19 protein-coding genes are annotated in these 22326 nt (G+C 68.4%); 8 read left to right on the top strand and 11 right to left on the bottom strand.

The genetic code is table 11. From position 1 onward, the window contains the following. Positions 1-148 precede the first annotated feature (148 nt). The 4 genes from F1599_RS13375 to ubiA all read left to right on the top strand — a co-directional run bounded on the left by F1599_RS13375 (position 149) and on the right by ubiA (position 4836). Positions 149-1099, top strand: coding sequence for a LysR substrate-binding domain-containing protein (locus F1599_RS13375; protein WP_149316664.1), 951 nt, complete (start codon positions 149-151; stop codon positions 1097-1099). 538 nt (positions 1100-1637) lie between these two features. Continuing rightward, on the top strand, positions 1638-3086 hold the full coding sequence (locus F1599_RS13370; protein WP_150083386.1) for a catalase: 1449 nt from the start codon (positions 1638-1640) through the stop codon (positions 3084-3086). A gap of 170 nt (positions 3087-3256) precedes the next feature. Continuing rightward, positions 3257-3742 (top strand): Dps family protein, encoded by a 486-nt coding sequence (locus F1599_RS13365; RefSeq protein WP_149316666.1) that lies wholly within the window; start codon positions 3257-3259, stop codon positions 3740-3742. Positions 3743-3978: 236 nt separating this feature from the next. Next, positions 3979-4836 carry a 4-hydroxybenzoate octaprenyltransferase gene (ubiA, locus tag F1599_RS13360; protein WP_150083385.1) on the top strand — a complete coding sequence of 286 codons (858 nt, stop codon included), beginning with the start codon at positions 3979-3981 and terminating at the stop codon, positions 4834-4836. A 103-nt stretch (positions 4837-4939) separates the two neighbouring features. On the opposite strand, the gene proC is transcribed toward ubiA, so the two are convergent. Both proC and F1599_RS13350 read right to left on the bottom strand, forming a co-directional pair. After that, positions 4940-5779, bottom strand: a complete 840-nt coding sequence (gene proC / locus F1599_RS13355; protein ID WP_149316668.1) for a pyrroline-5-carboxylate reductase — start codon at positions 5777-5779, stop codon at positions 4940-4942. 115 nt (positions 5780-5894) lie between these two features. Continuing rightward, positions 5895-6623, bottom strand: coding sequence for a YggS family pyridoxal phosphate-dependent enzyme (locus F1599_RS13350; RefSeq protein ID WP_150083384.1), 729 nt, complete (start codon positions 6621-6623; stop codon positions 5895-5897). Positions 6624-6713: 90 nt separating this feature from the next. Here F1599_RS13350 and F1599_RS13345 point away from each other — a divergent pair, with 90 nt between their 5' ends. Further along, positions 6714-7208 (top strand): glutathione peroxidase, encoded by a 495-nt coding sequence (locus tag F1599_RS13345; protein ID WP_149316670.1) that lies wholly within the window; start codon positions 6714-6716, stop codon positions 7206-7208. Between the two features lie 172 nt (positions 7209-7380). Here the strand turns inward: F1599_RS13345 and F1599_RS13340 are convergent, their stop codons facing one another. The 9 genes from F1599_RS13340 to F1599_RS13300 form a co-directional block, all read right to left on the bottom strand. Further along, positions 7381-8937 carry a glycine betaine uptake BCCT transporter gene (locus tag F1599_RS13340; RefSeq protein WP_150083383.1) on the bottom strand — a complete coding sequence of 519 codons (1557 nt, stop codon included), beginning with the start codon at positions 8935-8937 and terminating at the stop codon, positions 7381-7383. A 175-nt stretch (positions 8938-9112) separates the two neighbouring features. Continuing rightward, on the bottom strand, positions 9113-9835 hold the full coding sequence (locus F1599_RS13335) for an LrgB family protein (protein WP_006578593.1): 723 nt from the start codon (positions 9833-9835) through the stop codon (positions 9113-9115). Further along, positions 9832-10248 carry a CidA/LrgA family protein gene (locus F1599_RS13330; RefSeq protein ID WP_150083382.1) on the bottom strand — a complete coding sequence of 139 codons (417 nt, stop codon included), beginning with the start codon at positions 10246-10248 and terminating at the stop codon, positions 9832-9834. The genes F1599_RS13335 and F1599_RS13330 overlap by 4 nt, the downstream gene beginning before the upstream one ends. Positions 10249-10316: 68 nt before the next feature. Further along, positions 10317-11561 (bottom strand): glycolate oxidase subunit GlcF, encoded by a 1245-nt coding sequence (glcF, locus tag F1599_RS13325; protein ID WP_150083381.1) that lies wholly within the window; start codon positions 11559-11561, stop codon positions 10317-10319. A 158-nt stretch (positions 11562-11719) separates the two neighbouring features. Continuing rightward, the gene (gene glcE, locus F1599_RS13320) at positions 11720-12826 is read right to left on the bottom strand and encodes a glycolate oxidase subunit GlcE (RefSeq protein ID WP_150083380.1); all 1107 of its coding nucleotides are present in this window, start codon (positions 12824-12826) and stop codon (positions 11720-11722) included. Positions 12827-12963: 137 nt separating this feature from the next. Then, positions 12964-13929, bottom strand: a complete 966-nt coding sequence (locus F1599_RS13315) for an ion transporter (protein ID WP_223819617.1) — start codon at positions 13927-13929, stop codon at positions 12964-12966. Between the two features lie 17 nt (positions 13930-13946). After that, complete coding sequence (locus F1599_RS13310) at positions 13947-15470, bottom strand: FAD-linked oxidase C-terminal domain-containing protein (RefSeq protein WP_149316675.1); 1524 nt, start codon at positions 15468-15470, stop codon at positions 13947-13949. A gap of 254 nt (positions 15471-15724) precedes the next feature. Continuing rightward, positions 15725-16615, bottom strand: coding sequence for a LysR substrate-binding domain-containing protein (locus F1599_RS13305; RefSeq protein ID WP_149316676.1), 891 nt, complete (start codon positions 16613-16615; stop codon positions 15725-15727). 55 nt (positions 16616-16670) lie between these two features. Beyond that, a complete protein-coding gene (locus tag F1599_RS13300) occupies positions 16671-18089 on the bottom strand; it encodes an FAD-binding oxidoreductase (protein ID WP_150083379.1) in 1419 nt (472 codons plus the stop codon). Positions 18090-18298: 209 nt separating this feature from the next. Here F1599_RS13300 and F1599_RS13295 point away from each other — a divergent pair, with 209 nt between their 5' ends. The 3 genes from F1599_RS13295 (at position 18299) to dnaJ (ending at position 22310) form a co-directional block, all read left to right on the top strand. Further along, on the top strand, positions 18299-18850 hold the full coding sequence (locus tag F1599_RS13295; protein WP_053822473.1) for a cob(I)yrinic acid a,c-diamide adenosyltransferase: 552 nt from the start codon (positions 18299-18301) through the stop codon (positions 18848-18850). A 185-nt stretch (positions 18851-19035) separates the two neighbouring features. After that, positions 19036-20991, top strand: coding sequence for a molecular chaperone DnaK (gene dnaK / locus F1599_RS13290; protein WP_149316678.1), 1956 nt, complete (start codon positions 19036-19038; stop codon positions 20989-20991). A gap of 185 nt (positions 20992-21176) precedes the next feature. After that, positions 21177-22310 carry a molecular chaperone DnaJ gene (gene dnaJ, locus F1599_RS13285; RefSeq protein WP_006575623.1) on the top strand — a complete coding sequence of 378 codons (1134 nt, stop codon included), beginning with the start codon at positions 21177-21179 and terminating at the stop codon, positions 22308-22310. Positions 22311-22326: the final 16 nt, after the last annotated feature.

The raw sequence follows: 22326 nt of genomic DNA, 5'->3' as shown, positions 1-22326 counted from the left end.
GATAATTTGCGAAGCACTTCTGTCACGTGCTTTCGCGGCGATTCGACCGGCGATCCGACTGTCTCGCCGGCTGCATCAGCCCGCCGGGACACCTCTTTCGGACCATCCCGGCATCGCCCGCTCCACCACAATCCCAAGCCGATACGACATGACGCTGACCGAACTGAAGTACATCGTTGCCGTCGCGCGAGAGCGCCATTTCGGCCGTGCCGCCGAGGCCTGCTTCGTGTCGCAGCCGACGCTGTCGGTGGCCATCAAGAAGCTGGAAGACGAGCTGAACGTGCAGATCTTCGAGCGCGGCACCTCCGAGGTCTCGGTGACCGCGGTCGGCGAGCAGATCGTCGCGCAGGCGCAGCGGGTGCTGGAACAGACCATGGCGATTCGCGAGATCGCCAAGCAGGGCAAGGACCCGCTGGCCGGGCCGCTGCGCGTCGGCGTGATCTACACGATCGGGCCGTACCTGCTGCCGGCGCTGGTCAAGCAGATGATCCACACCGTGCCGCAGATGCCGCTGATGCTGCAGGAGAACTACACGGTCAAGCTGATCGAACTGCTCAAGCAGGGCGAGATCGACTGCGCGATCATGGCCGAGCCATTCCCGGACTCCGGCCTGACGGTGCGGCCGCTGTACGACGAGCCCTTCGTCGTCGCGGTGCCGCGCGGGCATCAGCTGGAAAAGGCGGAAAACGTCGCGCCCGACGAACTGAAGCAGCAAACCATGCTGCTGCTGGGCAGCGGCCACTGCTTCCGCGACCATGTGCTGGGCGTCTGCCCGGAACTGTCGCGCTTCTCGCAGGCCGCCGACGGCATCCAGAAGACCTTCGAGGGCTCCTCGCTCGAGACCATCCGCCATATGGTGGCCAGCGGTGTCGGCATTACCGTGCTGCCGCGGACCTCGGTGCCCGACATGCACGCCGGCAACGATCTGCTGTCCTACGTGCCGTTCGCCGAGCCGGTGCCCGATCGCCGCGTCGTGCTCGCCTGGCGCAAGAGCTTCACCCGGCTGCCGGCAATGGAAGCGCTGTGCGCGGCGGTGGCGGCCTGCGAACTGCCGGGCGTGCGGAAGCTGACGCCGGACGCGCTGGCCAAGGCGGCCTGAGGCTTTCCGGACCCTCTCCAGACCGTTTCTCCGAGCGCGGCCGGCGCCGCGCTGCGCCTCGGACCCGCCGGATGCAGCGACCTCTTTCGGGCTCCTTTCGGCTCGCTTCCCCCGCCGCCTTTTCCTCGCCGTCTGCCGCTTCGTTCCGCCTTCTTCCCCGCCGGCCCGCCTGTTAGCTTTACGCTATATCATAGTTTTAAATAATTAAATTCCTATACCAATAGGTGATTGTTAAACTCCTTCCATCGACGCACGATACCGCTCGCAAAAGGAGTCAGCATGAACCGCAACCGTCCCTTGCCGTTGCCCGCCCCGGGCGCCGTCTGGCGCGACCTGCGCCGTCAGCTGACCGACTGCCTGGCCTGTTTCGCCACCGTCTATTGATGGGCGACAGCCTGCGGCGGCGTCACGGCGGCATCGCAAACGCCGCGTAGTCTCGCGGTCGTTGATGCAGCCGTTTCGCGCATCCCGGTATTTCCGTATTTCCGGTATTCCCCGGTTACTCCGTACCACCCTATCCCCACCAGCAGAGGTCACGATGAGCAAGGACAAGGACACCCTCACCACCGCCGCCGGCGCGCCGGTCGCCGACAACCAGAATTCGCTGACCGCCGGCGTGCGCGGTCCGATGCTGCTGCAGGACGTCTGGTTCCTGGAGAAGCTGGCGCACTTCGATCGCGAGGTCATTCCCGAGCGGCGCGTGCATGCCAAGGGCTCGGGTGCCCACGGCACCTTCACCGTGACGCATGACATCACGCAGTACACCAAGGCCTCGATCTTCGCCGAGGTCGGCAAGCAGACCCCGCTGTTCCTGCGCTTCTCGACGGTGGCCGGCGAGCGCGGCGCCGCCGATGCCGAGCGCGACGTGCGCGGCTTCTCGGTCAAGTTCTATACCGACGAGGGCAACTGGGACGTGGTGGGCAACAACACGCCGGTGTTCTTCGTCCGCGATCCGCTCAAGTTCCCCGACTTCATCCACACGCAGAAGCGCAATCCGCGCACCAACCTGCGCGATCCGATCGCGGTCTGGGACTTCTGGTCGCGCCATCCCGAATCGCTGCACCAGGTCACGATCCTGATGAGCGACCGCGGCCTGCCGCAGAACTACCGGCAGATGCACGGCTTCGGCTCGCATACGTACTCGTTCATCAACGCGGCGGGCGAGCGCTTCTGGGTCAAGTTCCACTTCAAGTCGCAGCAGGGCATCGCCAACTGGACCAACGAGGAAGCGGCCAAAGTGGTCGCCGGCGACCGCGAGAGCGCGCAGCGCGACCTGTACGAGAACATCGAGCAAGGCAATTTCCCGCGCTGGAAGCTGCAGGTGCAGATCATGCCCGAGGCCGACGCCGCGACGTATCGCATCAATCCGTTCGACCTGACCAAGGTGTGGCCGCATGCCGACTACCCGCTGATCGACGTCGGCGTGCTGGAGCTGAACCGCAATCCGGACAACTATTTCGCCGAGGTCGAGCAGGTGGCGATGAACCCGTCCAACATCGTGCCCGGCATCGGCTTCTCGCCGGACCGGATGCTGCAGGGCCGGCTGTTCTCGTACGGGGACACGCAGCGCTACCGGCTGGGCGTCAATCACCACCAGATCCCGGTCAACGCGCCGAAATGCCCGTTCCACAACAGCTTCCACCGCGACGGCGCGATGCGCGTGGACGGCAACCAGGGCAGCAAGCTGAACTACGAGCCGAACCGGCAGGGCGCTTTCGCCGCCGGCGAGCGCGCGGTCGAGCCGCCGCTGGCGGTGGGCGCGGTGGCGGACCGCTTCGACCACCGGGCGGACGACGACGATTACTACAGCCAGCCGCGCGCGCTGTTCCAGCTGTTCGACGAGGGTCAGCGCCAGCGCCTGTTCGGCAATATCGCGGCGGCGATGCAGGGCGTGCCGGCCGACATCGTGCAGGTCCAGCTCGCGCACTTCCGCAAGGTTGATCCGGCCTATGCGGAAGGGGTGGAGCGGGCGCTGAACGTCCGCTGACCGTACGCTGAAGGTCGGCGCAGGGCGCCCGAACGGCCGGCGCGGGTTTGTCCGCGCCGCCGTTCGGATGCCATAATGCGATGCCGGGGCCGCTGGCGCAGAGCTGGCGGCCCCTGTCGCATTTTTTTCCGCAGTTAGTCGTGGCCACATCAGAACGGAGCGTATCGATCATGGCGAAGAAGAACGAGATGAGCGTGAACATCGGGATTTCGGACAAGGACCGCAAGAAGATCGCCGAGGGCCTGTCCAAGCTGCTGGCGGACACCTACACGCTTTATCTGAAGACGCACAACTTCCACTGGAACGTCACCGGCCCGATGTTCAACACGCTGCATCTGATGTTCGAGACGCAGTACACCGAACTGGCGCTGGCGGTCGACTCGATCGCGGAACGCATCCGCGCGTTGGGCTATCCGGCACCGGGCACCTACAAGGAATACGCGCGGCTGTCGTCGATCCAGGAGGAAGAGGGCGTGCCCGAGGCCACCGAGATGATCCGCAAGCTGGTCGAGGGCCAGGAGGCCGTGGTGCGCACCGCGCGCTCGATCTTCCCGCTGGTCGAGGCCGCCGCCGACGAGCCGTCCGCCGACCTGCTGACCCAGCGCATGCAGACGCACGAAAAGACCGCGTGGATGCTGCGCTCGATGCTGGCCTGAGCAGGCTCGCGTCCTGACGATGCGCCGCCGCCGCGCCGGCGGCGTATCGTTCCAGGTTGTGGCAGGGGCCTCGCCAGGGGCGATCGATCTGCCCGCGACCGCCGGGCCACGATGCCGATCCTGATCCGATCCTCGTCCGCTCCATCCTGGTCCCTCGCCGGTCCTTCCGATCCCTCGCCGCTCCCGATCCCTCCGCCAATCCCGTGCCGCTGTCCCCGTCCCACCACCCGACCCCGATGTTCGAACGTCTCGCCCTGTACGCGCGCCTGGTGCGCATCGACAAGCCGATCGGCACGCTGCTGCTGCTGTGGCCGACCTTGTGGGCGCTGTGGATGGCCGCCGGCGGGCCGCCGCCGTGGCCCATCTTCTGGATCTTCGTGGTCGGTACGTTCCTGATGCGCTCGGCCGGCTGCGCGATGAACGACTGGGCCGACCGCGACTTCGACAAGCATGTGAAGCGCACCCGCGAGCGGCCGCTGACAGCCGGGCGCATCCAGCCCTGGGAGGCGCTGGCGGTGGCCGGCACGCTGGCCGTGCTGGCCTTCCTGCTGATCCTGCCGCTCAATGCGCTGACCAAGTGGCTGTCGGTGGTGGCGGTGATCGTTGCGGCGACCTATCCCTTCTTCAAGCGCTTCTTCGCGATTCCGCAGGCGTACCTGGGCATCGCGTTCGGCTTCGGTATCCCGATGGCCTTCGCCGCGGTGCAGGAGCAGGTGCCACCGGTGGCCTGGCTGATGCTGCTGGCCAATGTGTTCTGGTCGGTCGCCTACGACACCGCGTATGCGATGGTCGATCGCGACGACGATCTGCTGATCGGCATGAAGACTTCGGCCATCACGTTCGGCCGCTTCGATGTCGCGGCGATCATGATCTGCTACGCCGGCTTCCTGGCGCTGATGGCGCTGGCCGGTGGCATGCTCGGACTGGGTTGGCCGTACTGGCTCGGCCTGGCGGCGGCCGCGGCGACCGCCGTGTACCACTACACGCTGATCCGCGGGCGCGACCGCATGCAGTGCTTCGCGGCGTTCCGCCACAACAACTGGCTGGGCGCCTGGGTGTTTGCCGGCACCGCGCTGGCGTACGCGCTGCGGTAGTCCTGTCGTTCCCGCATAGGGGACCAGCGACCTCGGGAACGAGCGGCGCCGGAAAGTCGCGGTCTCCCCGCCTGCGCGGGGACGACCGTCCTGCAATCCCGCCTCAACCCTCGCGGCCGAATTCCTCGCCCATTTCCGCGCCGCGCGCCGCCGCGGCGTGCACGGCCTTGACGAAGGCCTCGCCCACGCCCGACTGCTCCAGTACCGTCAGCGCCGCGTAGGTGGTGCCGCCCTTGGACGTCACACGCTCGCGCAGCGTCGCGACCGGCTCGCTCGATTGCGCCGCCAGCGCGGCCGCGCCGCGGAAGGTCTCGATCGCCAGCTGGCGGCCTTGCGCCGCGCTCAGGCCCAGCTCGGTGGCGGCGCGCTCCATCGCCTCGATCACGTAGAACACATAGGCCGGGCCGCTGCCCGAGACCGCGGTGACCGCGTCCATCTGCGCATCGTTGTCCAGCCACAGGCATTGGCCGACCGCCTCGGCCAGCGCGGTGGCGACGGCGCGGTCCTCGGCCGACAGGGCGGCCGGCGCGCTCAGCCCCGTCATGCCCTTGCCGGCCAGCGCCGGCGTATTGGGCATCGAGCGCACCACGCGCGCATGGCCGCCGAGCCAGCGCTGGATGTCCTGCAGGCGAATGCCGGCGGCCACGCTGACCACCAGGCCGCGGCTGCCGGCGGTGCGCAGATGCGGCAGCAGCTGCTCGGCCGCCTCGCGGAACTGCTGCGGCTTGGTCGCCATCACGATCACGTCGCTGCCGGCCAGTTCGACGTCGGGCGTCTCGACGGTATGCACGCGCTGCTCGCGCGCCAGCCGTTCGCGCGCGGGCGCGTAGGGATCGGCGACGCGGATCGACGAAGGCGGCACGCCGCGGGCGATCAGGCCGCCGATCAGGGCGGTGGCGAGGTTGCCGCCGCCGACGAAGCCGAAGGTCAGAGTGGTGAGCATGGGTGGGTCTCGCTGTGAGTCGGGAATCGGGGAATCGGGAAATCGGAACGTCGGCAGCCGGTCCCGGGACGGTTCGCGCCAGCCCGGGCAGCGTCAGGGCCGCATCAGGGCCGCATCACGGCGCGCCGGCCGGGTTCATGCCGCTTTCGGCCGGCCGCGGACGGGCGCCGAAGATCGCGGTGCCGACCCGCACGATCGTCGCGCCTTCGGCCACCGCCGCCTCGAGGTCGCCGGACATGCCCATCGACAGCGTGTCGACCGCCAGGCCGTCCTCGCGCAACGCGGCCAGCAGCGCGCGCAGCGCGGCGAAGGGGCGGCGCTGCGCCGCGATATCGTCCGCCGGCTCGGGAATGGCCATCAGCCCCCGCAGATGCAGATTGGGCAGCGGCGCGATGGCGCGCGCGAGGGCCAGCACGTCGGCCGGCGCGACGCCGCTCTTGCTGGCCTCGCCGCTGATATTGACCTGGATGCAGACCTGCAGCGGTCCCATCGAGGCGGGGCGCTGCGCCGACAGCCGCTCGGCGATGCGCAGCCGGTCGACCGAATGCACCCAGTCGAAGTGCTCGGCCACCGCGCGCGTCTTGTTGCTTTGCAGGGGACCGATGAAGTGCCACGACAGCTGCTCGCGCAGCGATGCCAGCGCGGCGATCTTGTCCAGGCCTTCCTGCACATAGTTCTCGCCGAAGGCGCGCTGGCCTGCCTCGAAGGCCGTGCGTACCGCGCCGGGCGGGAAGGTCTTGGACACCGCCAGCAGCGACACCTCGCCGGCCGATCGGCCCGCCTCGAGTTCGGCGGCGGCAAGGCGACGCCGCACGGTTTGGAGATTCGCGGCTATGACCGACATGGTTCGGCAAACATCGAAAGAAACGGTTGGCAACAAGGGGTAGGCCATTATAGTGTTTGCTCCCAACCCATTCGCCGACAGGAACACGCCATGGACAACGTCTACCAGTTCAGCGCCGAATCGCTGGCCGGCCAGCCGGTTTCGCTATCGCAGTTCGAGGGCAAGGTGCTGCTGATCGTCAATACCGCCAGCGAATGCGGCTTCACGCCGCAGTACGCCGGCCTGCAGCGGCTGCACGAGCGCCATGCCGGGCGCGGTTTCGCGGTACTCGGCTTCCCGTGCAACCAGTTCGGCAAGCAGGAGCCCGGCGATGCGCAGCAGATCGGCCAGTTCTGCGAAACGCGCTTCCAGGTCAGCTTTCCGATGTTCGCCAAGATCGACGTTAACGGCGCCAACGCGCATCCGCTGTATCGCTGGCTGACCGGGCAGAAGCCCGGCCTGCTCGGCATCGAGGCGATCAAGTGGAACTTCACCAAGTTCCTGCTGCGCCGCGACGGCACGGTGTACAAGCGCTATGCGCCGACCACCAAGCCCGAGGACATCGAGGCCGACATCGAGACGCTGCTGGCCGAGCCGGCGCGCTGAAGCGGAAGCCGCAGCCGGCCGAACCCGCGCCCAACTCGCGCCCAACTCGCGCCGAACCTGCGCCGAACCTGCGCCGAACCTGCGCCGAACCTGCGCCGAAACCTGCGCCGAAACCTGCGCCGAAACCTGCGCCGAAACCGCGCTGAGCCGATGCTGGCCGGCGCCCGGGGGCTCAGTCCTGCGGCGGCCCCGCCGGCGGCTGGGTCTCGCGGTCGCGCAGCAGCCGCTCCAGCAGCCGGTCGCGCGCGCGGTGGCGGCGCTCCAGCCGGTTCGATTCCTCGTCGAGCGCGCGGAACAGGCTGAAGCACATCGCCGCCATCACCACCGCGAAGGGCAGCGCCGCCAGGATCGACATCGACTGCAGCCCCTTCAGCCCGCCGGACACCAGCAGCACCCCGGCGATCAGCGCGATCAGCACGCCCCAGATCAGCTTGAGCCGCGCCGGCGGACGCGGATTGCCGTGGTCGGACATCATGCCGAGCACGAAGGTGGCCGAGTCGGCCGAGGTCACGAAGAACACCGTGACCAGCACGATCGCCAGGATCGAGGTCAGCGTCGCCGCCGGGTAGGCCTCCAGCAGCGCGAACAGCGCCAGCGAGGGGTCCTGCTGCACCGCCTGCACCACCGGCACGTTCTCGAACATCGACGCATACAGCCCCGCGCCGCCAAAGACGCCGAACCACAGGAAGCTGATCAGCGTCGGCGCCAGCAGCACGCCGACGATGAACTCGCGGATGGTGCGGCCCTTCGAGATGCGCGCGATGAAGGTGCCCACGAAGGGCGCCCACGCGATCCACCAGGCCCAGTAGAACAGCGTCCAGTCGGCGACCCAGGTGCCCTTGCTGAACGGCGTCATGCGCATGCTCATGCCGACCAGGTTGTCCAGGTAGGCGCCGACCGTGGTGGTCAGCGCGTCCAGGATGAACGACGTCGGCCCCAGCACGAACACCGTCAACAGCAGCAGCACGGCCAGCACCATGTTCAGGTTGCTGAGCCACTGGATGCCGCGCGTCAGGCCGCTCAGCGACGACAGGATGTACAGCGCGCCGGCGACCGCGATGATGATCAGCTCGACCGCGATATCGTTGGGTATGCCGAACACCCGGTACAGGCCGGCATTGATCTGCAGCGCGCCCAGTCCCAGCGAGGTGGCCACGCCGAAGGCGGTGGCGATCAGCGCCAGCACGTCGATCCATTTGCCGAGTGGCCCGTTGGCGCGCTCGCCGATCAGCGGCTCGAAGGTGGTGCTGATCAGCATCGGCCGGTCGCGGTTGAACTGGAAGAAGGCCAGCGCCAGCGCGACGATCGAGTAGGCCGCCCACGGATGCAGCCCCCAGTGGAAGAAGGCGTAGCGCAGCCCGGTGCCGGCCGCCTGCGGCGTCAGCGCTTCGAGGCCGAGCGGCGGCTTGATCAGGTGGGAGACCGGCTCGGCCACGCCCCAGAAGACCAGGCCGATGCCCATGCCGGCGGCGAACAGCATCGAGAACCAGCTGAGCCGGTGGAACTGCGGCTCGGCGTCCTCCCCGCCGAGCCGGATGCTGCCGAAGCGGCCGAACGCCAGGTACAGCGCGAACACCAGGAAGCCGAACATCGACAGCAGGTAGAACCAGCCGAAGCGCGCGATCACGCCCGTCAGCAGCCATTGCATGGTGGTGCCGAGCTGGTCGGGCGCCAGCGCGCCCCACAGCACGAACAGCGAGACGAGCGCCAGAGCGAGCTTCAGTACCATCGCGTTCTCCCTTCGGTTGTCGTTCGGTCCTGCGGCGCCGGGCGCGAGCGTGCTTGGATGCGTTTGGCTGCGTTCAGGAACCTCAGCCAGGCTCAGGCGCGCCCAGGCCCGCGTTCAGACACGGGCCCAGGCACGCCCAAGCGCATGCTTGCGTGTACCAGCCGCGAAGCCCGGCTCAGCGCGGCATCCACGTCGCCAGCAAGGGCACCAGCACCGCGGTCAGCACGCCGTTCAGGCCCATGCCGAGCGCGGCAAAGGCGCCGGCCTCCTGATTGACCTGGAAGGCCCGTGCGGTACCGATGCCGTGCGCCGCCAGCCCGGTGGCGAAGCCGCGCACGCTGTAGTCGCGCATGCCGAGCAGGTTCAGGATCTTGGTCGCGCTGATCGCGCCGATGATGCCGGTGCCCATCACCAGCACCGCGGTCAGCGACGGCAGGCCGCCGATCTTCTCGGCCACGCCCATCGCGATCGGAATGGTCACCGACTTGGGCGCCAGCGAGCGCACCACCTCGGGAGAAGCGCCCAGCAGCCAGGCGATGCCGACCGCCGACACCACCGCGACCAGCGAGCCGGCCAGCAGCCCGCCGAGCAGCGGCAGCACGTGCGCGCGCAGCTTCGGCAGCTGCTGGTAGAGCGGCACCGCCAGCGCCACCGTGGCCGGACCAAGCAGGAAGTGCACGAATTGCGCGCCGTCGAAGTAGGTCTGGTACGGCGTGCCGGTCACCGTCAGCACTGCGACCAGCAGCGCGACCGAGATCATCACCGGATTGGCCAGCGGCGAGAAACGCGCGCGTTCGTAGATGCGGAAGGCGAACACATAGGCCAGCAGCGTCGCGGTCAGCCCGAGCAGCGGGCTGGCGGCCAGATAGACCCAGATCTCGTTCAGGCGCGGGGTCATTGGCGCTCTCCCGCGTCGGTGGCGGCATCGTCCGCGGAGGGGCCGGCGGAGGACGCCGAGGACGCCGGGGAGGCCGGGGGTTTGCGCATCAGCGCGCGCGTGACCAGCGCCGTGGTGGCGATCGCCAGCCAGGTCGACAACACCAGCGCGACGATGATCGGCATCCATTCGCCGCCGATACGGCTGCCGTGCACCATGATGCCGACGCCGGCCGGCACGAACAGCAGCGACAGATGCTTGAGCAGCTCGGCGGTGGTGCCCTGGATGATCGCCAGCAGGCGATCGTCGATCGCGAGCCAGCAGAACAGCAGGATCATGCCGATCACGGGACCGGGCACGGGCAGGCGCAGCGCGTAGCTGAACACCTCGCCCACGGATTGGAATACCAGCAGGATGGCAAGCGTCTGGAGCATGCGAGGGGCAGGTTGGTCGGCCAGGCGGAATCACCGCGATTCCACCGGCGGCAGCCTCCCGCGCACCGTCAACCGAGCATGCGATCCACCAGTTCGATCCAGTGCAGCACCGGCGTCTGCGTGCCGCTTTGCAGATGGGTGATGCAGCCGATATTGGCGGACACGATGGTGTCCGGCTGCGTGGCCTGCAGTTTGGCGAGCTTGTCGTCGCGCAGGCGATAGGCCAGGTCCGGCTGCAACACCGAGTAGGTACCCGCCGATCCGCAGCACAGGTGGCTGTCAGCGCAGAGTTTGACCTCCACGCCGAGTGCGGTCAAGAGCGCCTCCACCTTGCCGCGAATCTGCTGGCCGTGCTGCAGCGTGCAGGGCGGGTGCCATGCGACGCGCTGCGCGGGCGGCGGCGCAGCCTCGGCCAGGCGTTGCAGCGGCTCGGCAAACGCGGGCAGCAGTTCGGACACATCGCGCGTCAGCGCCGAGATGCGCGCCGCGCGTTCGGCGTACTTCGGGTCATGGCGCAGCAGATGGCCGTACTCCTTGACCATCACGCCGCAGCCCGAGGCGTTCATCACGATGGCTTCGGCGCCGGCCTCGACGTGCGGCCACCATGCATCGATATTGCGGCGCATATTGTCGAGCCCGCCCGGATGGTCGCCATTGTGGTAGCGGATTGCCCCGCAACAACCTGCCTCGGGCGCGACCACCATCTGCACGCCGAGACGATCGAACACGCGCGCGGTCGCGGCATTGATGTCGGGCGACATCGACGGCTGCACGCAGCCGGCCAGCAGCAGCATCTTGCGGGCGTGCTCGCGTTGCGGCCACGCGCCGGCCGGCGCGGCCACCGGCACCTTGTTGCGCAGCACCTCGGGCAGCAGCGGACGCACCAGCTGTCCCATGCGCATCGCCGCGCCGAACAGGCGCGGGCGCGTCAGCCCTTCGCGCAGCACCCAGCGCGCGATGCGCTGGCGTGCCGGACGATGCAGGCCCTGCTCGGCCAGCCGCTCGTCGACGACCTGGCGGCCGATATCGACCAGCCGGCCGTAGGTCACGCCCGACGGGCAGGTCGATTCGCAGTTGCGGCAGGTCAGGCAGCGGTCCAGATGCAGGCGCGTGCTTTCGGTGACGGGGTTGCCTTCCAGCACCTGCTTCATCAGGTAGATGCGTCCGCGCGGCCCGTCGAGCTCGTCGCCGAGCAGCTGGTAGGTCGGACAGGTCGCGGTACAGAAGCCGCAGTGCACGCACTTGCCGACGATGGACTTGGCTTCTTCGCCATCGGGCGTGTCGCGGAGGAAATCGGCCAGGGTCGTTTGCATGATAGGGACCAGAGTGGTTGTCGCGCCGGTTTGTCGTTTGGCTTGTCGTCGGGCTTGTCGCCTGTGTTTGTCGTGGGGACTTGCCGGGGCGTTTGTCTAGCGGATCGGGGATGGCGCGCAATGGAGCCGGGAATGGAGCCGGGAATGGAGCGCCAAATTCAGAGGTCCGGGTACAGCCGCCCCGGATTGAAGATGCCGGCCGGATCGAAGGCCGCCTTCAGCCGCGCGTGGATCGCCATCAGCGGCGCCGACTGCGGCGTGAACACGCCTTCGGACTTGTCGCCGTTACGGAACAGCGTCGCGTGCCCGCCCGCGGCCTGCGCGATGGCGCGCACCTGCGCGGCCGGTACCGGCTGCGCGGGAATCCACCAGCGCTGGCCGCCGCCCCATTCGATCAGCTGCGTGCCGCCCGCCGCCGGTGGCAGGGCCAGCGGCGCGGCCGTGGTCGGCAGCGCCAGGCGCCACAGCGGCGCGCCGGCATGGGACGGCGCGAAGAACGGATGGGTCTGCTCGCGCAGCGCTTGCCACAGGGCCTGCGCCTCGCCTTGCTCGATCGCCTCGCCGCCGAGACGCTCGCGCGCGGCGCGCAACGCCGCCGCCGCGCCGGACAGCCGCACGTGCAGCACGCCGTCGTGCCAGACCGAGGCCGCGATCGGCAGCGGCTGGCCGCCCCACTGGTTCAGGCGCTGCAGCGCGTCGGCCTCGCCAAGTTCAAAACGCAGCGTGGCGTCGTCGAACGGCACAGGCAGCACCTTCAGCGAGACTTCGAGAATCAGGCCCAGCGTGCCGAGCGAGCCGGCGATCAGCCGCGAGACATCGTAGCCCGCGACGTTCTTCATCACCTGGCCGCCGAACTGCAGCGTGTCGCCGCGGCCGTCCATCATCTGCACGCCGAGCACGAAGTCGCGCAGCGCGCCGACCGATTGCCGGCGCGGACCCGAGAGGCCCGCCGCGACCGCGCCGCCCAGCGTCGCGCGGCTGACGCCGTCGGCGCCGGCGAAGTGCGGCGGCTCGAAGGCCAGCATCTGGCGCCGTTCGGCCAGCGTCGCCTCGATCTCGGCCAGCGGCGTGCCGCAGCGCGCGGTGATCACCAGCTCGGCGGGGTCGTAGTCGACGATGCCGGCATGGCCGCGCGTGTCCAGCAGCTCGCCCTCGGGCGGCTGGCCGTAGAAATCCTTGCTGCCGCCGCCGGTGAAGCGCAGCGGCGTACGGCTGGCGGCGGCGTGCCGGATGGCATCGCGGAAGGCGTCGAGCTTGTCTTGCATGGCGTGGGCAGGGGATGGCTAGGGTTCTGGTTGTCTTCGGTTCAGGCGCTTGGGGGCGGCACATGGCCGCGCCCGGCGGGCGCTTCTGTTCTGTCGTTCTGTTGTCCTGGCGTTCCGTCGTTCGTCGCCGCGGGACGTCAGGTCTGGTCGCCGACCTCGACCTGATAGGGCGGCAGCTTCTTGCCGCAGTGCTTGCAATAGGAGGCGTCGGGGTCGTGCCCCTCGGTCAGGCAATGCACGCAGGTGCGCGTCGTCAGCGGGCGCCGGATGATGCTGGCGGCCAGTTCCGCGCCGACGATGCCGGTCGGGAAGGCGATGATGCCGTAGCCGAGCAGGATGGTCAGCGAGGTGATGAACTGCCCCACGGCGGTCTTCGGCACCATGTCGCCGTAGCCGGTGGTGGTCAGCGTCACGACCGCCCAGTACATGCTGCGCGGGATGCTGACGAAGCCGTTCTCGGGCCCCTCGACCACGTACATCACGGTGCCGAGGATCACGGTGATGATGAACACCGTGCCGAGAAACACGGCGATCTTGCGGCGGCTGTTGGCCAGCGCGCGATACAGGATCTGCGCCTCCTCGAAGTAGACCGTCAGCTTCAGGATCCGGAACACGCGCAGCAGCCGCAGCAGCCGCACGTCGATCAGGAAGGCCAGCTCCGGCATGAAGAAGGCCAGCCAGGTCGGCATGATCGAGACGAAGTCGATGATGCCGAAGAAGCTGAACACATAGCGCAGGCGCCGCCGCACCACCAGGATGCGCATCACGTACTCGGCGGTGAACAGCAGCGTGAACATCCACTCGAGCACCGTGAAGGCTATGCCGAACCGCGCATGGATCGCCGGCACGCTGTCGAGCATCACCACCATCACGCTGGCCACGATCGCCAGCAGCAGCGCGACATCGAACTGCCGGCCCTCGCGGGTATCCGCCTCGAAGATGATCGTGTACCACCGCTGGCGCCAGCCGGTCTCCGGCTTGCCCAGGTACTGGCGGACGAACGCTTCCTGGCGCCGGCGCGGATCGTCGCGCCGGGGCTGGCCCGGCGCCTGGCGAGTGGCCTGGCGCGGTGCTTGGCGAGGGGCTTGACGGTAGTCGGCCATCGGCGTGCGGGTCTCGCTCAGAAGCGCGGCAGGTCCGGATGCGGCAGCAGGCCGCGGCGCACGTGCATCTTGCCGTATTCGGCGCAACGCGCCAGCGTCGGAATGGCCTTGTCCGGATTGAGCAGCCGCGCCGGATCGAAGGCCGCCTTCACGCGCAGGAAGGCCTCGCGCTCCTCGGGCGCGAACTGCACGCACATCGAATTGAGCTTCTCGACGCCGACGCCGTGCTCGCCGGTGACGGTGCCGCCGAGCTCGACGCAGGTCTCCAGGATGTCGGCGCCGAACAGCTCGGCGCGCTGCCACTCGTCATGGTCCGCGCCATCGAACAGGATCAGCGGATGCATGTTGCCGTCGCCGGCATGGAAGACGTTGATGCAGCGCAGGCCGTACTTGTGCTCCATCTGCTCGATGCGCTTGAGCAACGTGCCGATGTGCTTGCGCGGGATGGTGCCGTCCATGCAGTAGTAGTCGGGCGAGATCCGGCCCGCGGCGGGGAAGGCGTTCTTGCGGCCGCTCCAGAAGCGCAGCCGCTCGGGCTCGCTTTGCGACACCGCGATGCGGGTCGCGCCGGATGCGCGCAGCACCTCGCTCATGCGCTCGATTTCCTCGGCCACTTCCTCGGGCGTGCCATCGGACTCGCACAGCAGGATCGCGGCGGCATCGAGGTCATAGCCCGCATGGACGAATTCCTCGACCGCGGCGGTGGCCGGCTTGTCCATCATCTCCAGCCCGGCCGGGATGATGCCGGCGGCGATCACGTCGGCGACCGCATTGCCGCCTTTCTCGACGTCGTCGAAGCTGGCCATGATGACCTGCGCCAGCTGCGGCCGCGGCACCAGCTTGACGGTGACCTCGGTGGTGACCGCCAGCATGCCCTCCGAGCCGATCAGCACCGCGAGCAGGTCCAGGCCCGGGGCGTCGGGCGCGGCGCTGCCGAACTCGACCACCTCGCCTTCCATCGTGATCGCGCGCACGCGCAGCACGTTGTGAACGGTCAGGCCGTATTTCAGGCAATGCACGCCGCCGGAATTCTCGGCGACGTTGCCGCCGATGGTGCAGGCGATCTGCGAGGACGGATCGGGCGCGTAGTACAGGCCGTACGGTGCGGCGGCTTCGGAGATCGCCAGATTGCGCACGCCGGGCTGGACGATGGCGGTGCGCGACAGCGGATCGATCGACACGATGCGCTTGAACTTGGCGAGCGACAGCACCACGCCGCTGGCGATCGGCATCGCGCCGCCGGACAGGCTGGTGCCGGCGCCGCGCGGCACCACGGGCACCCGCAGCCGGTGGCACAGCCGCAGGATCGCGATCACCTGTTCCTCGGTATCGGGCAGCACCACCGCGAGCGGCACCTGGCGATAGGCCGCCAGGCCGTCGCATTCATAGGGCACGGTGTCTTCGGGGCGCGTCAGCAGCGCGGGCTCGGGGAGGATGCGCGCGAGTTCGCGCAGCAGCTCGGCGGTCTGCTCGGGCGAGAGCGCGGCGGCCAGCGCGGCGGAGGAGGCCGCGGGGATGGCAGCGTCTTGCGGGGCGTTCATGGCGACTCCTGTATGGCCTCGCGGCCCTGGCGGCGCAGGCGAGGCGGGGGACGGCAGACTATAGCGCAGGCGATGGCCGCGCAGCCGCCGCCGCACGTGAATTCGGCGCGCCGCGCCGATCAAAATCGCTCATGCCGTGGCGGCTTGGCGGGCCTGCCACGCGTGCGGCGCGGCTGGTTGGCGCGGCGCCGAGGCCATGCCGGGACCGGGCGGCCGGGCCGGCAGCAGCCGGGCGCCCGGCGAGGGGCATGCCCCTACCACTCCAGGCTGAGCAGCCAGTCGACGAAGTAGCGGGCCTCGGGCTTGAGCGGCGCCTGTTCGCGCTCGACGATGTAGTAGCCATGCGGCGACTCCGATTCGATATCGAGCAGCCGCACCATCTGGCCCAGCGACAGCCAGTGCCGCGCCATGCGCTGGCGCACCAGGGCGACACCCTGGTTCGAGGCGACCGCCTCCAGCATGAAGCCGATGTCGTTGAACTGCGGGCCGCTCTGCGGCTCGGGCCAGTCCAGCCCGGCAGTCTCGAACCACGGCTTCCACGGCTCCAGCGGACTGCGCAGCAGCACCAGATTGGCCAGGTGCTCGGGCCGCGTGATCGCGCGTCCGTCGATCCGTTCATAGTACTCGCGCCCGCAGGCCGGAAACACCGGCTCCACCAGCAGCCGCGTGGTCTTCAGGTCCGGGTAGCGGCCGGTGCCATAGCGGATCTCGACGTCGGTGTCCTCGGCTTTCACGTCGAGGAAGGGGATCGCCAGCTGCAGTTCCAGGTCGATATGCGGATAGAGCGCCCCGAACTCGGGCAGCCGCGGCACCAGATGCTGGCGGCCGAAGGTCGGCGGCGTGGCGACCCGCAGCCGCGTGCGCATCTTGTTGTACTCGGGCCGGGCGAGCTCGTTCAGCGACTTGAGGGCGTCCTGCACATTGCGCAGATAGCGCGTGCCCGCCGCGGTCAGCCGCAGCGCGGTGTTGGCGCGCACGAACAGGTCCTCGCCCCACAGCTCCTCGAGATTCTTGATCCGGTGCGACACCGCGCTGGGCGTGACCGACAGCTCCTCGGCCGCGCGGGCGAAGCTGCCCAGCCGCGACGCCGCCTCGAAGGCGATCAGCAGGTGGAGCGGCGGGATGCGGTTGAACAGCGCGGCCATGGTCGGTTTCGGGTGGGCTTGAGGGGGCGGCTCAGCGGTTCAGTGATTTAGCGGTTCAGCGGCTCGGACGGAAGATCTTGCCCGGATTCAGGATGCCGTTCGGGTCCAGCGCCCGCTTGATCGCGCGCATCACGTCCAGCGCGTCTTCGCCATGCTCGCTGACCAGGAAGTCCATCTTGTGCAGGCCGACGCCGTGCTCGCCGGTGCAGGTGCCGCCCATCGCCAGCGCGCGCGCGACGATCGCCGCGTTCAGCGCTTCCGCCTGTTCCAGTTCCTCGGGCTTGTCGGGGTCGGTCAGGATCGCCACGTGGAAATTGCCGTCGCCGACGTGGCCGACGATCGGGCAGGGTAGGCTCGAGGCGATCAGGTCGCGCTCGGTCTCGACCACGCAGTCGGCCAGCCGCGAGATCGGCACGCAGACGTCGGTGGTCACCGCGCGGCACCCCGGCTTGAGCTGCAGCATCGCGAAGTAGGCGGTATGGCGGGCGTTCCACAGCCGGCTGCGGTCTTCCGGCCGCGTCGCCCATTCGAAGCCCTGGCCGCCATGCTCGGCGGTGATCTGCTGCACGGTCTCGGCCTGCTCGCGCACGCCGGCCTCGGTGCCGTGGAATTCGAAGAACAGATGCGGGCTTTCGGGCAGCGTCAGGCGGTCGTGGCGGTTGATCGCGCGGATCGCCAGCGCGTCGACGAACTCGACGCGCGCGACCGGCACGCCGAGCTGGATGGTGTCGATCACGGCCCGTACCGCACTGCCCATGTCGGGGAAGGCGCAGACCGCGGCCGAGATCGCCTCGGGCTGCGGATACAGCCGCACCGTGATCTCGGTGATGATGCCCAGCGTGCCTTCGCTGCCGACGAACAGCCGGGTCAGGTCATAGCCGGCGGAGGACTTGCGGGCGTGGGTGCCGGTCTTGATCACGCGGCCGTCGGCGGTCACCACGGTCAGCGCGAGCACGTTCTCGCGCATGGTGCCGTAGCGCACGGCGTTGGTGCCCGACGCCCGCGTCGCGCACATGCCGCCCAGCGAGGCGTCGGCGCCCGGGTCGATCGGGAAGAACAGGCCGGTGTCCTTGATTTCCTGGTTCAGCTGCTTGCGGGTGACGCCGGGCTGCACCGTGACGGTCAGGTCCTCCGGCTGGACCGCCAGCACCTGGTTCATCTGCGACAGGTCCAGGCTGATGCCGCCGGCCACGGCCAGGAGATGGCCTTCCAGCGACGAGCCGGCGCCGTAGGGAATCAGCGGCACGCCGTGGGCGTTGCACAGCCGGGCGACCTCGGCGACTTCCTCGGTGCTGTGGGCGAACACCACCCCATCGGGCGGGGCCGGCGGGAACGGCGATTCGTCGCGGCCGTGGTGCTCGCGCACGCCCGCCGAGGTAGTGAAGCGCTCGCCGAAGCGCGCCTGCAGGGCGTCGGCCACCTCCGGCGGCAGCGGACGGCGAATCAGGTCGGCGTGGGGCGTGGGATGGTTCATGCTGGTCTCCGGCGGGGCTGGGCGGGCCAGGCAGGCGGCTTGGCCTTGTCTGGCTGCGGTCGGCATGGACGGTCGTCGTTCATTGCGACCGGGCGAGCCGCCGCCCGTGTCAGGATGCGGCCGCACGGGGCGGCCCGGTGTTGCGGACCCCGTTATTCTACGCCGCGTGCATGGCGCGCCATAATGCGACATCGAGACGGAGGACTTCCATGGGCAATCGATTGAGCCGGATCGCCACCCGCACCGGCGATGCGGGCACCACCGGACTGGGGGACGGCAGCCGTACCGGCAAGGACAGCCTGCGCATCGCCGCCATCGGCGAGGTGGACGAACTGAACGCACAGCTCGGCGTGCTGCTGACCGAGGCGCTGCCCGACGACATCCGCGCGGCGCTGCTGCACATCCAGCACGACCTGTTCGATCTGGGCGGGGAGCTGTCGATCCCTGGATACACCCTGGTCAAGCCCGAGCAGGTCGCCCAACTCGACGACTGGCTGGCGCACTACAACGCCGATCTGCCCCGGCTGGCCGAGTTCATTCTGCCGGGCGGCACCCGCGCGGCGGCGCTGGCCCATGTCTGCCGCACCGTCTGCCGGCGGGCCGAACGGGCGCTGGTCGCCCTCGGCGCGGTCGAAGCGGTCAATGAGGCGCCCCGCCAGTACCTGAACCGACTGTCGGACCTGCTGTTCGTGCTGGCGCGCGTCGCCAACCGGGCCGGTGGGCAGACCGACGTGCAATGGCAACGCGGCCGCAAGAATTGATTTGACATAAGTGACGGTTCGGGCCGATTCTCGCCCCCGGCGGCGCCGGCGCCCGGCGCCCTAAAAACCAACAAAATTACTCGGATTTGCCGGTTCCGCCCTTGAAAAGGTGCCGGCCGGCCACACTTCGGCCTCAGGTTGAGTTGAGGCCGCGCGGATAGCGATGGCTCAAGAGGAGAGAATAAATGGGTAAGATCATCGGTATCGACCTCGGTACCACCAACAGCTGCGTCGCGATCATGGAGGGCAACACGCCCAAGGTGATCGAGAACTCGGAAGGGGCGCGTACCACCCCCTCGGTCATCGCCTACATGGAAGACGGCGAGATCCTGGTCGGCGCCCCCGCCAAGCGCCAGGCAGTGACCAATCCCCGCAACACCCTGTACGCCGTCAAACGGCTGATCGGCCGCAAGTTCGAAGAGAAGGAAGTCCAGAAGGACATCGGCCTGATGCCGTACTCGATCGTCAAGGCCGACAACGGCGACGCCTGGGTGTCGGTGCGCGACCAGAAGCTGGCCCCGCCGCAAGTCTCGGCCGAAGTGCTGCGCAAGATGAAGAAGACCGCCGAGGACTACCTCGGCGAGCCGGTGACCGAAGCGGTCATCACCGTGCCGGCGTACTTCAACGACGCCCAGCGTCAGGCCACCAAGGACGCGGGCCGCATCGCCGGCCTGGAGGTCAAGCGCATCATCAACGAGCCGACCGCGGCCGCGCTGGCCTTCGGCATGGACAAGAACGAGAAGGGCGACCGCAAGATCGCGGTGTATGACCTCGGCGGCGGTACCTTCGATATCTCGATCATCGAGATCGCGGATGTCGACGGCGAAAAGCAGTTCGAAGTGCTGTCGACCAACGGCGACACCTTCCTCGGCGGCGAGGACTTCGACCAGCGCCTGATCGACTACATCATCGCCGAGTTCAAGAAGGAGCAGGGCGTCGACCTGTCCAAGGACGTGCTCGCGCTGCAGCGCCTGAAGGAAGCGGCCGAAAAGGCCAAGATCGAACTGTCGAGCTCGCAGCAGACGGAAATCAATCTGCCGTACATCACGGCCGACGCCTCGGGTCCGAAGCACTTGAACCTGAAGATCACGCGCGCCAAGTTCGAAGCGCTGGTCGAGGAACTGATCACGCGCACCATCGAACCGTGCCGCATCGCGATCAAGGACGCCGGCGTCAAGGTCAGCGATATCGACGACGTGATCCTGGTCGGCGGCATGACCCGCATGCCCAAGGTGCAGGAGCAGGTGCGCGAGTTCTTCGGCCGCGATGCCCGCAAGGACGTGAACCCGGATGAAGCCGTTGCGGTTGGCGCGGCGATCCAGGGCTCGGTGCTGTCCGGCGATCGCAAGGACGTGCTGCTGCTCGACGTGACCCCGCTGTCGCTGGGCATCGAGACGCTGGGCGGCGTGATGACCAAGATGATCAGCAAGAACACCACGATCCCGACCAAGCATGCGCAGGTGTTCTCGACGGCCGACGACAACCAGCCGGCGGTGACCATCAAGGTCTACCAGGGCGAGCGCGAGATGGCCAGCGGCAACAAGCTGCTGGGCGAGTTCAACCTGGAAGGCATCGCTCCGGCGCCGCGCGGCATGCCGCAGATCGAGGTGTCGTTCGACATCGACGCCAACGGCATCCTGCACGTCGGCGCCAAGGACAAGGCGACCGGCAAGGAAAACCGGATCACCATCAAGGCGAATTCGGGCCTGTCGGAAGAAGAGATCCAGCGCATGGTCAAGGACGCCGAGGCCAACGCCGAGGAAGACCGCAAGGCCCGCGAACTGGCCGACGCGCGCAACCAGGCCGACGCGCTGGTGCACTCGACCCGCAAGGCGCTGACCGAGTACGGCGACAAGCTGGAGTCGGGCGAGAAGGAAAAGATCGAGGCTGCGATCAAGGAACTGGAAGACGCCGCACGCGGCGGCGACAAGACCGAGATCGACGCCAAGGTCGCGACGCTGTCCGAGGTCAGCCAGAAGCTGGGCGAGAAGGTCTACGCCGACATGCAGGCCAAGGCCGGCGAAACCGGCGCGGCGGGGGCTGGTGCCGGCGCTGGCGCGGCCGGCGGTGCGCACGAAGCGCAGCCGCAGGACGACAACGTCGTGGATGCCGAGTTCAAGGAAGTCAACGACAAGAAGTAATGCGACGGACATGGGATGGCGCGGGCCTTGCGCCGGCGCCATGCCTGTCCCGACGCCGGGCGGCGGATATCGGACCAAGCGCGGACCTGCGGGCCGGCGCCGTCGGATTTCCCCGCTCGGCTTTTTGCTATTCGTCGACCGGCGCGCATGTGCGCACCGGTCGGCCAATCAGGGTTTGAGCCACCATGGCAAAACGTGACTACTACGAAGTGCTCGGGGTGGGCAAGAACGCGAGCGACGACGACATCAAGAAGGCGTATCGCAAGCTCGCGATGAAGTACCACCCGGACCGCAATCCGGACAGCAAGGATGCGGAGGAGAAATTCAAGGAGGCCAAGGAGGCCTACGAGATGCTCTCCGATCCCGAGAAGAAGGCGGCCTACGATCAGTACGGCCACGCGGGCGTTGACCCGAACATGGCGGGCGGCTTCGGCGGTGCCCAGGGCTACGGCGGTTTCGCCGAGGCCTTCGGCGATATCTTCGGCGACATCTTTGGCCAGGCGGCCGGCGGGCGGCAACGCGGCGGTCCGCAGGTCTATCGCGGCGCCGACCTGCGCTACAGCATGGAGATCACGCTCGAGCAGGCCGCGCACGGCCACGAGGCGCAGATCCGCGTGCCGCACTGGGACGATTGCGACCACTGCCACGGCAACGGCGCCGAGCCCGGCTCGCACGTCGAAACCTGCCCCACCTGCAAGGGCATCGGACAGGTGCGCGTGTCGCAGGGCTTCTTCACGATGCAGCAGACTTGCCCGAAGTGCCACGGCACCGGCAAGTACATCCCCAAGCCGTGCGTCAAATGCCACGGCCAGGGCAAGATCAAGACGCAGAAGACCCTCGAGGTCAAGATCCCGGCCGGCATCGACGAAGGCATGCGGATCCGCTCGACCGGCAATGGCGAACCCGGCATCAACGGCGGCCCTCCGGGCGACCTCTATGTCGAGGTCCATATCAAGCCGCACCCGGTGTTCGAGCGCGACGGCGACGACCTGCATTGCCAGATGCCAATCTCGTACGCCACCGCTGCGCTGGGCGGCGACCTCGAAGTGCCGACGCTGAATGGCAAGGCCAGCTTCCCGGTCCCCGAAGGCACCCAGACCGGCCGTACCTTCCGCCTGCGCGGCAAGGGCATCAAGGGCGTCCGCTCTGGCACGCCCGGCGACCTCTACGTGCACGTCAACGTCGAGACGCCGGTCAAGCTGACCGAGGCGCAGAAGGAACTGCTGCGCCAGTTCGATCGCTCGGTCCACGAAGGCGGCTCGCGGCATAGTCCGCAGGAGCAGTCCTGGTTGGATAAGGTCAAGAGCTTTTTTAGCTGAGTCGCGCTTCCCCGGG

Source organism: Cupriavidus cauae (assembly GCF_008632125.1).
GTDB lineage: Bacteria > Pseudomonadota > Gammaproteobacteria > Burkholderiales > Burkholderiaceae > Cupriavidus > Cupriavidus cauae.
This window is presented reverse-complemented; position numbering and strand designations above follow the sequence as displayed.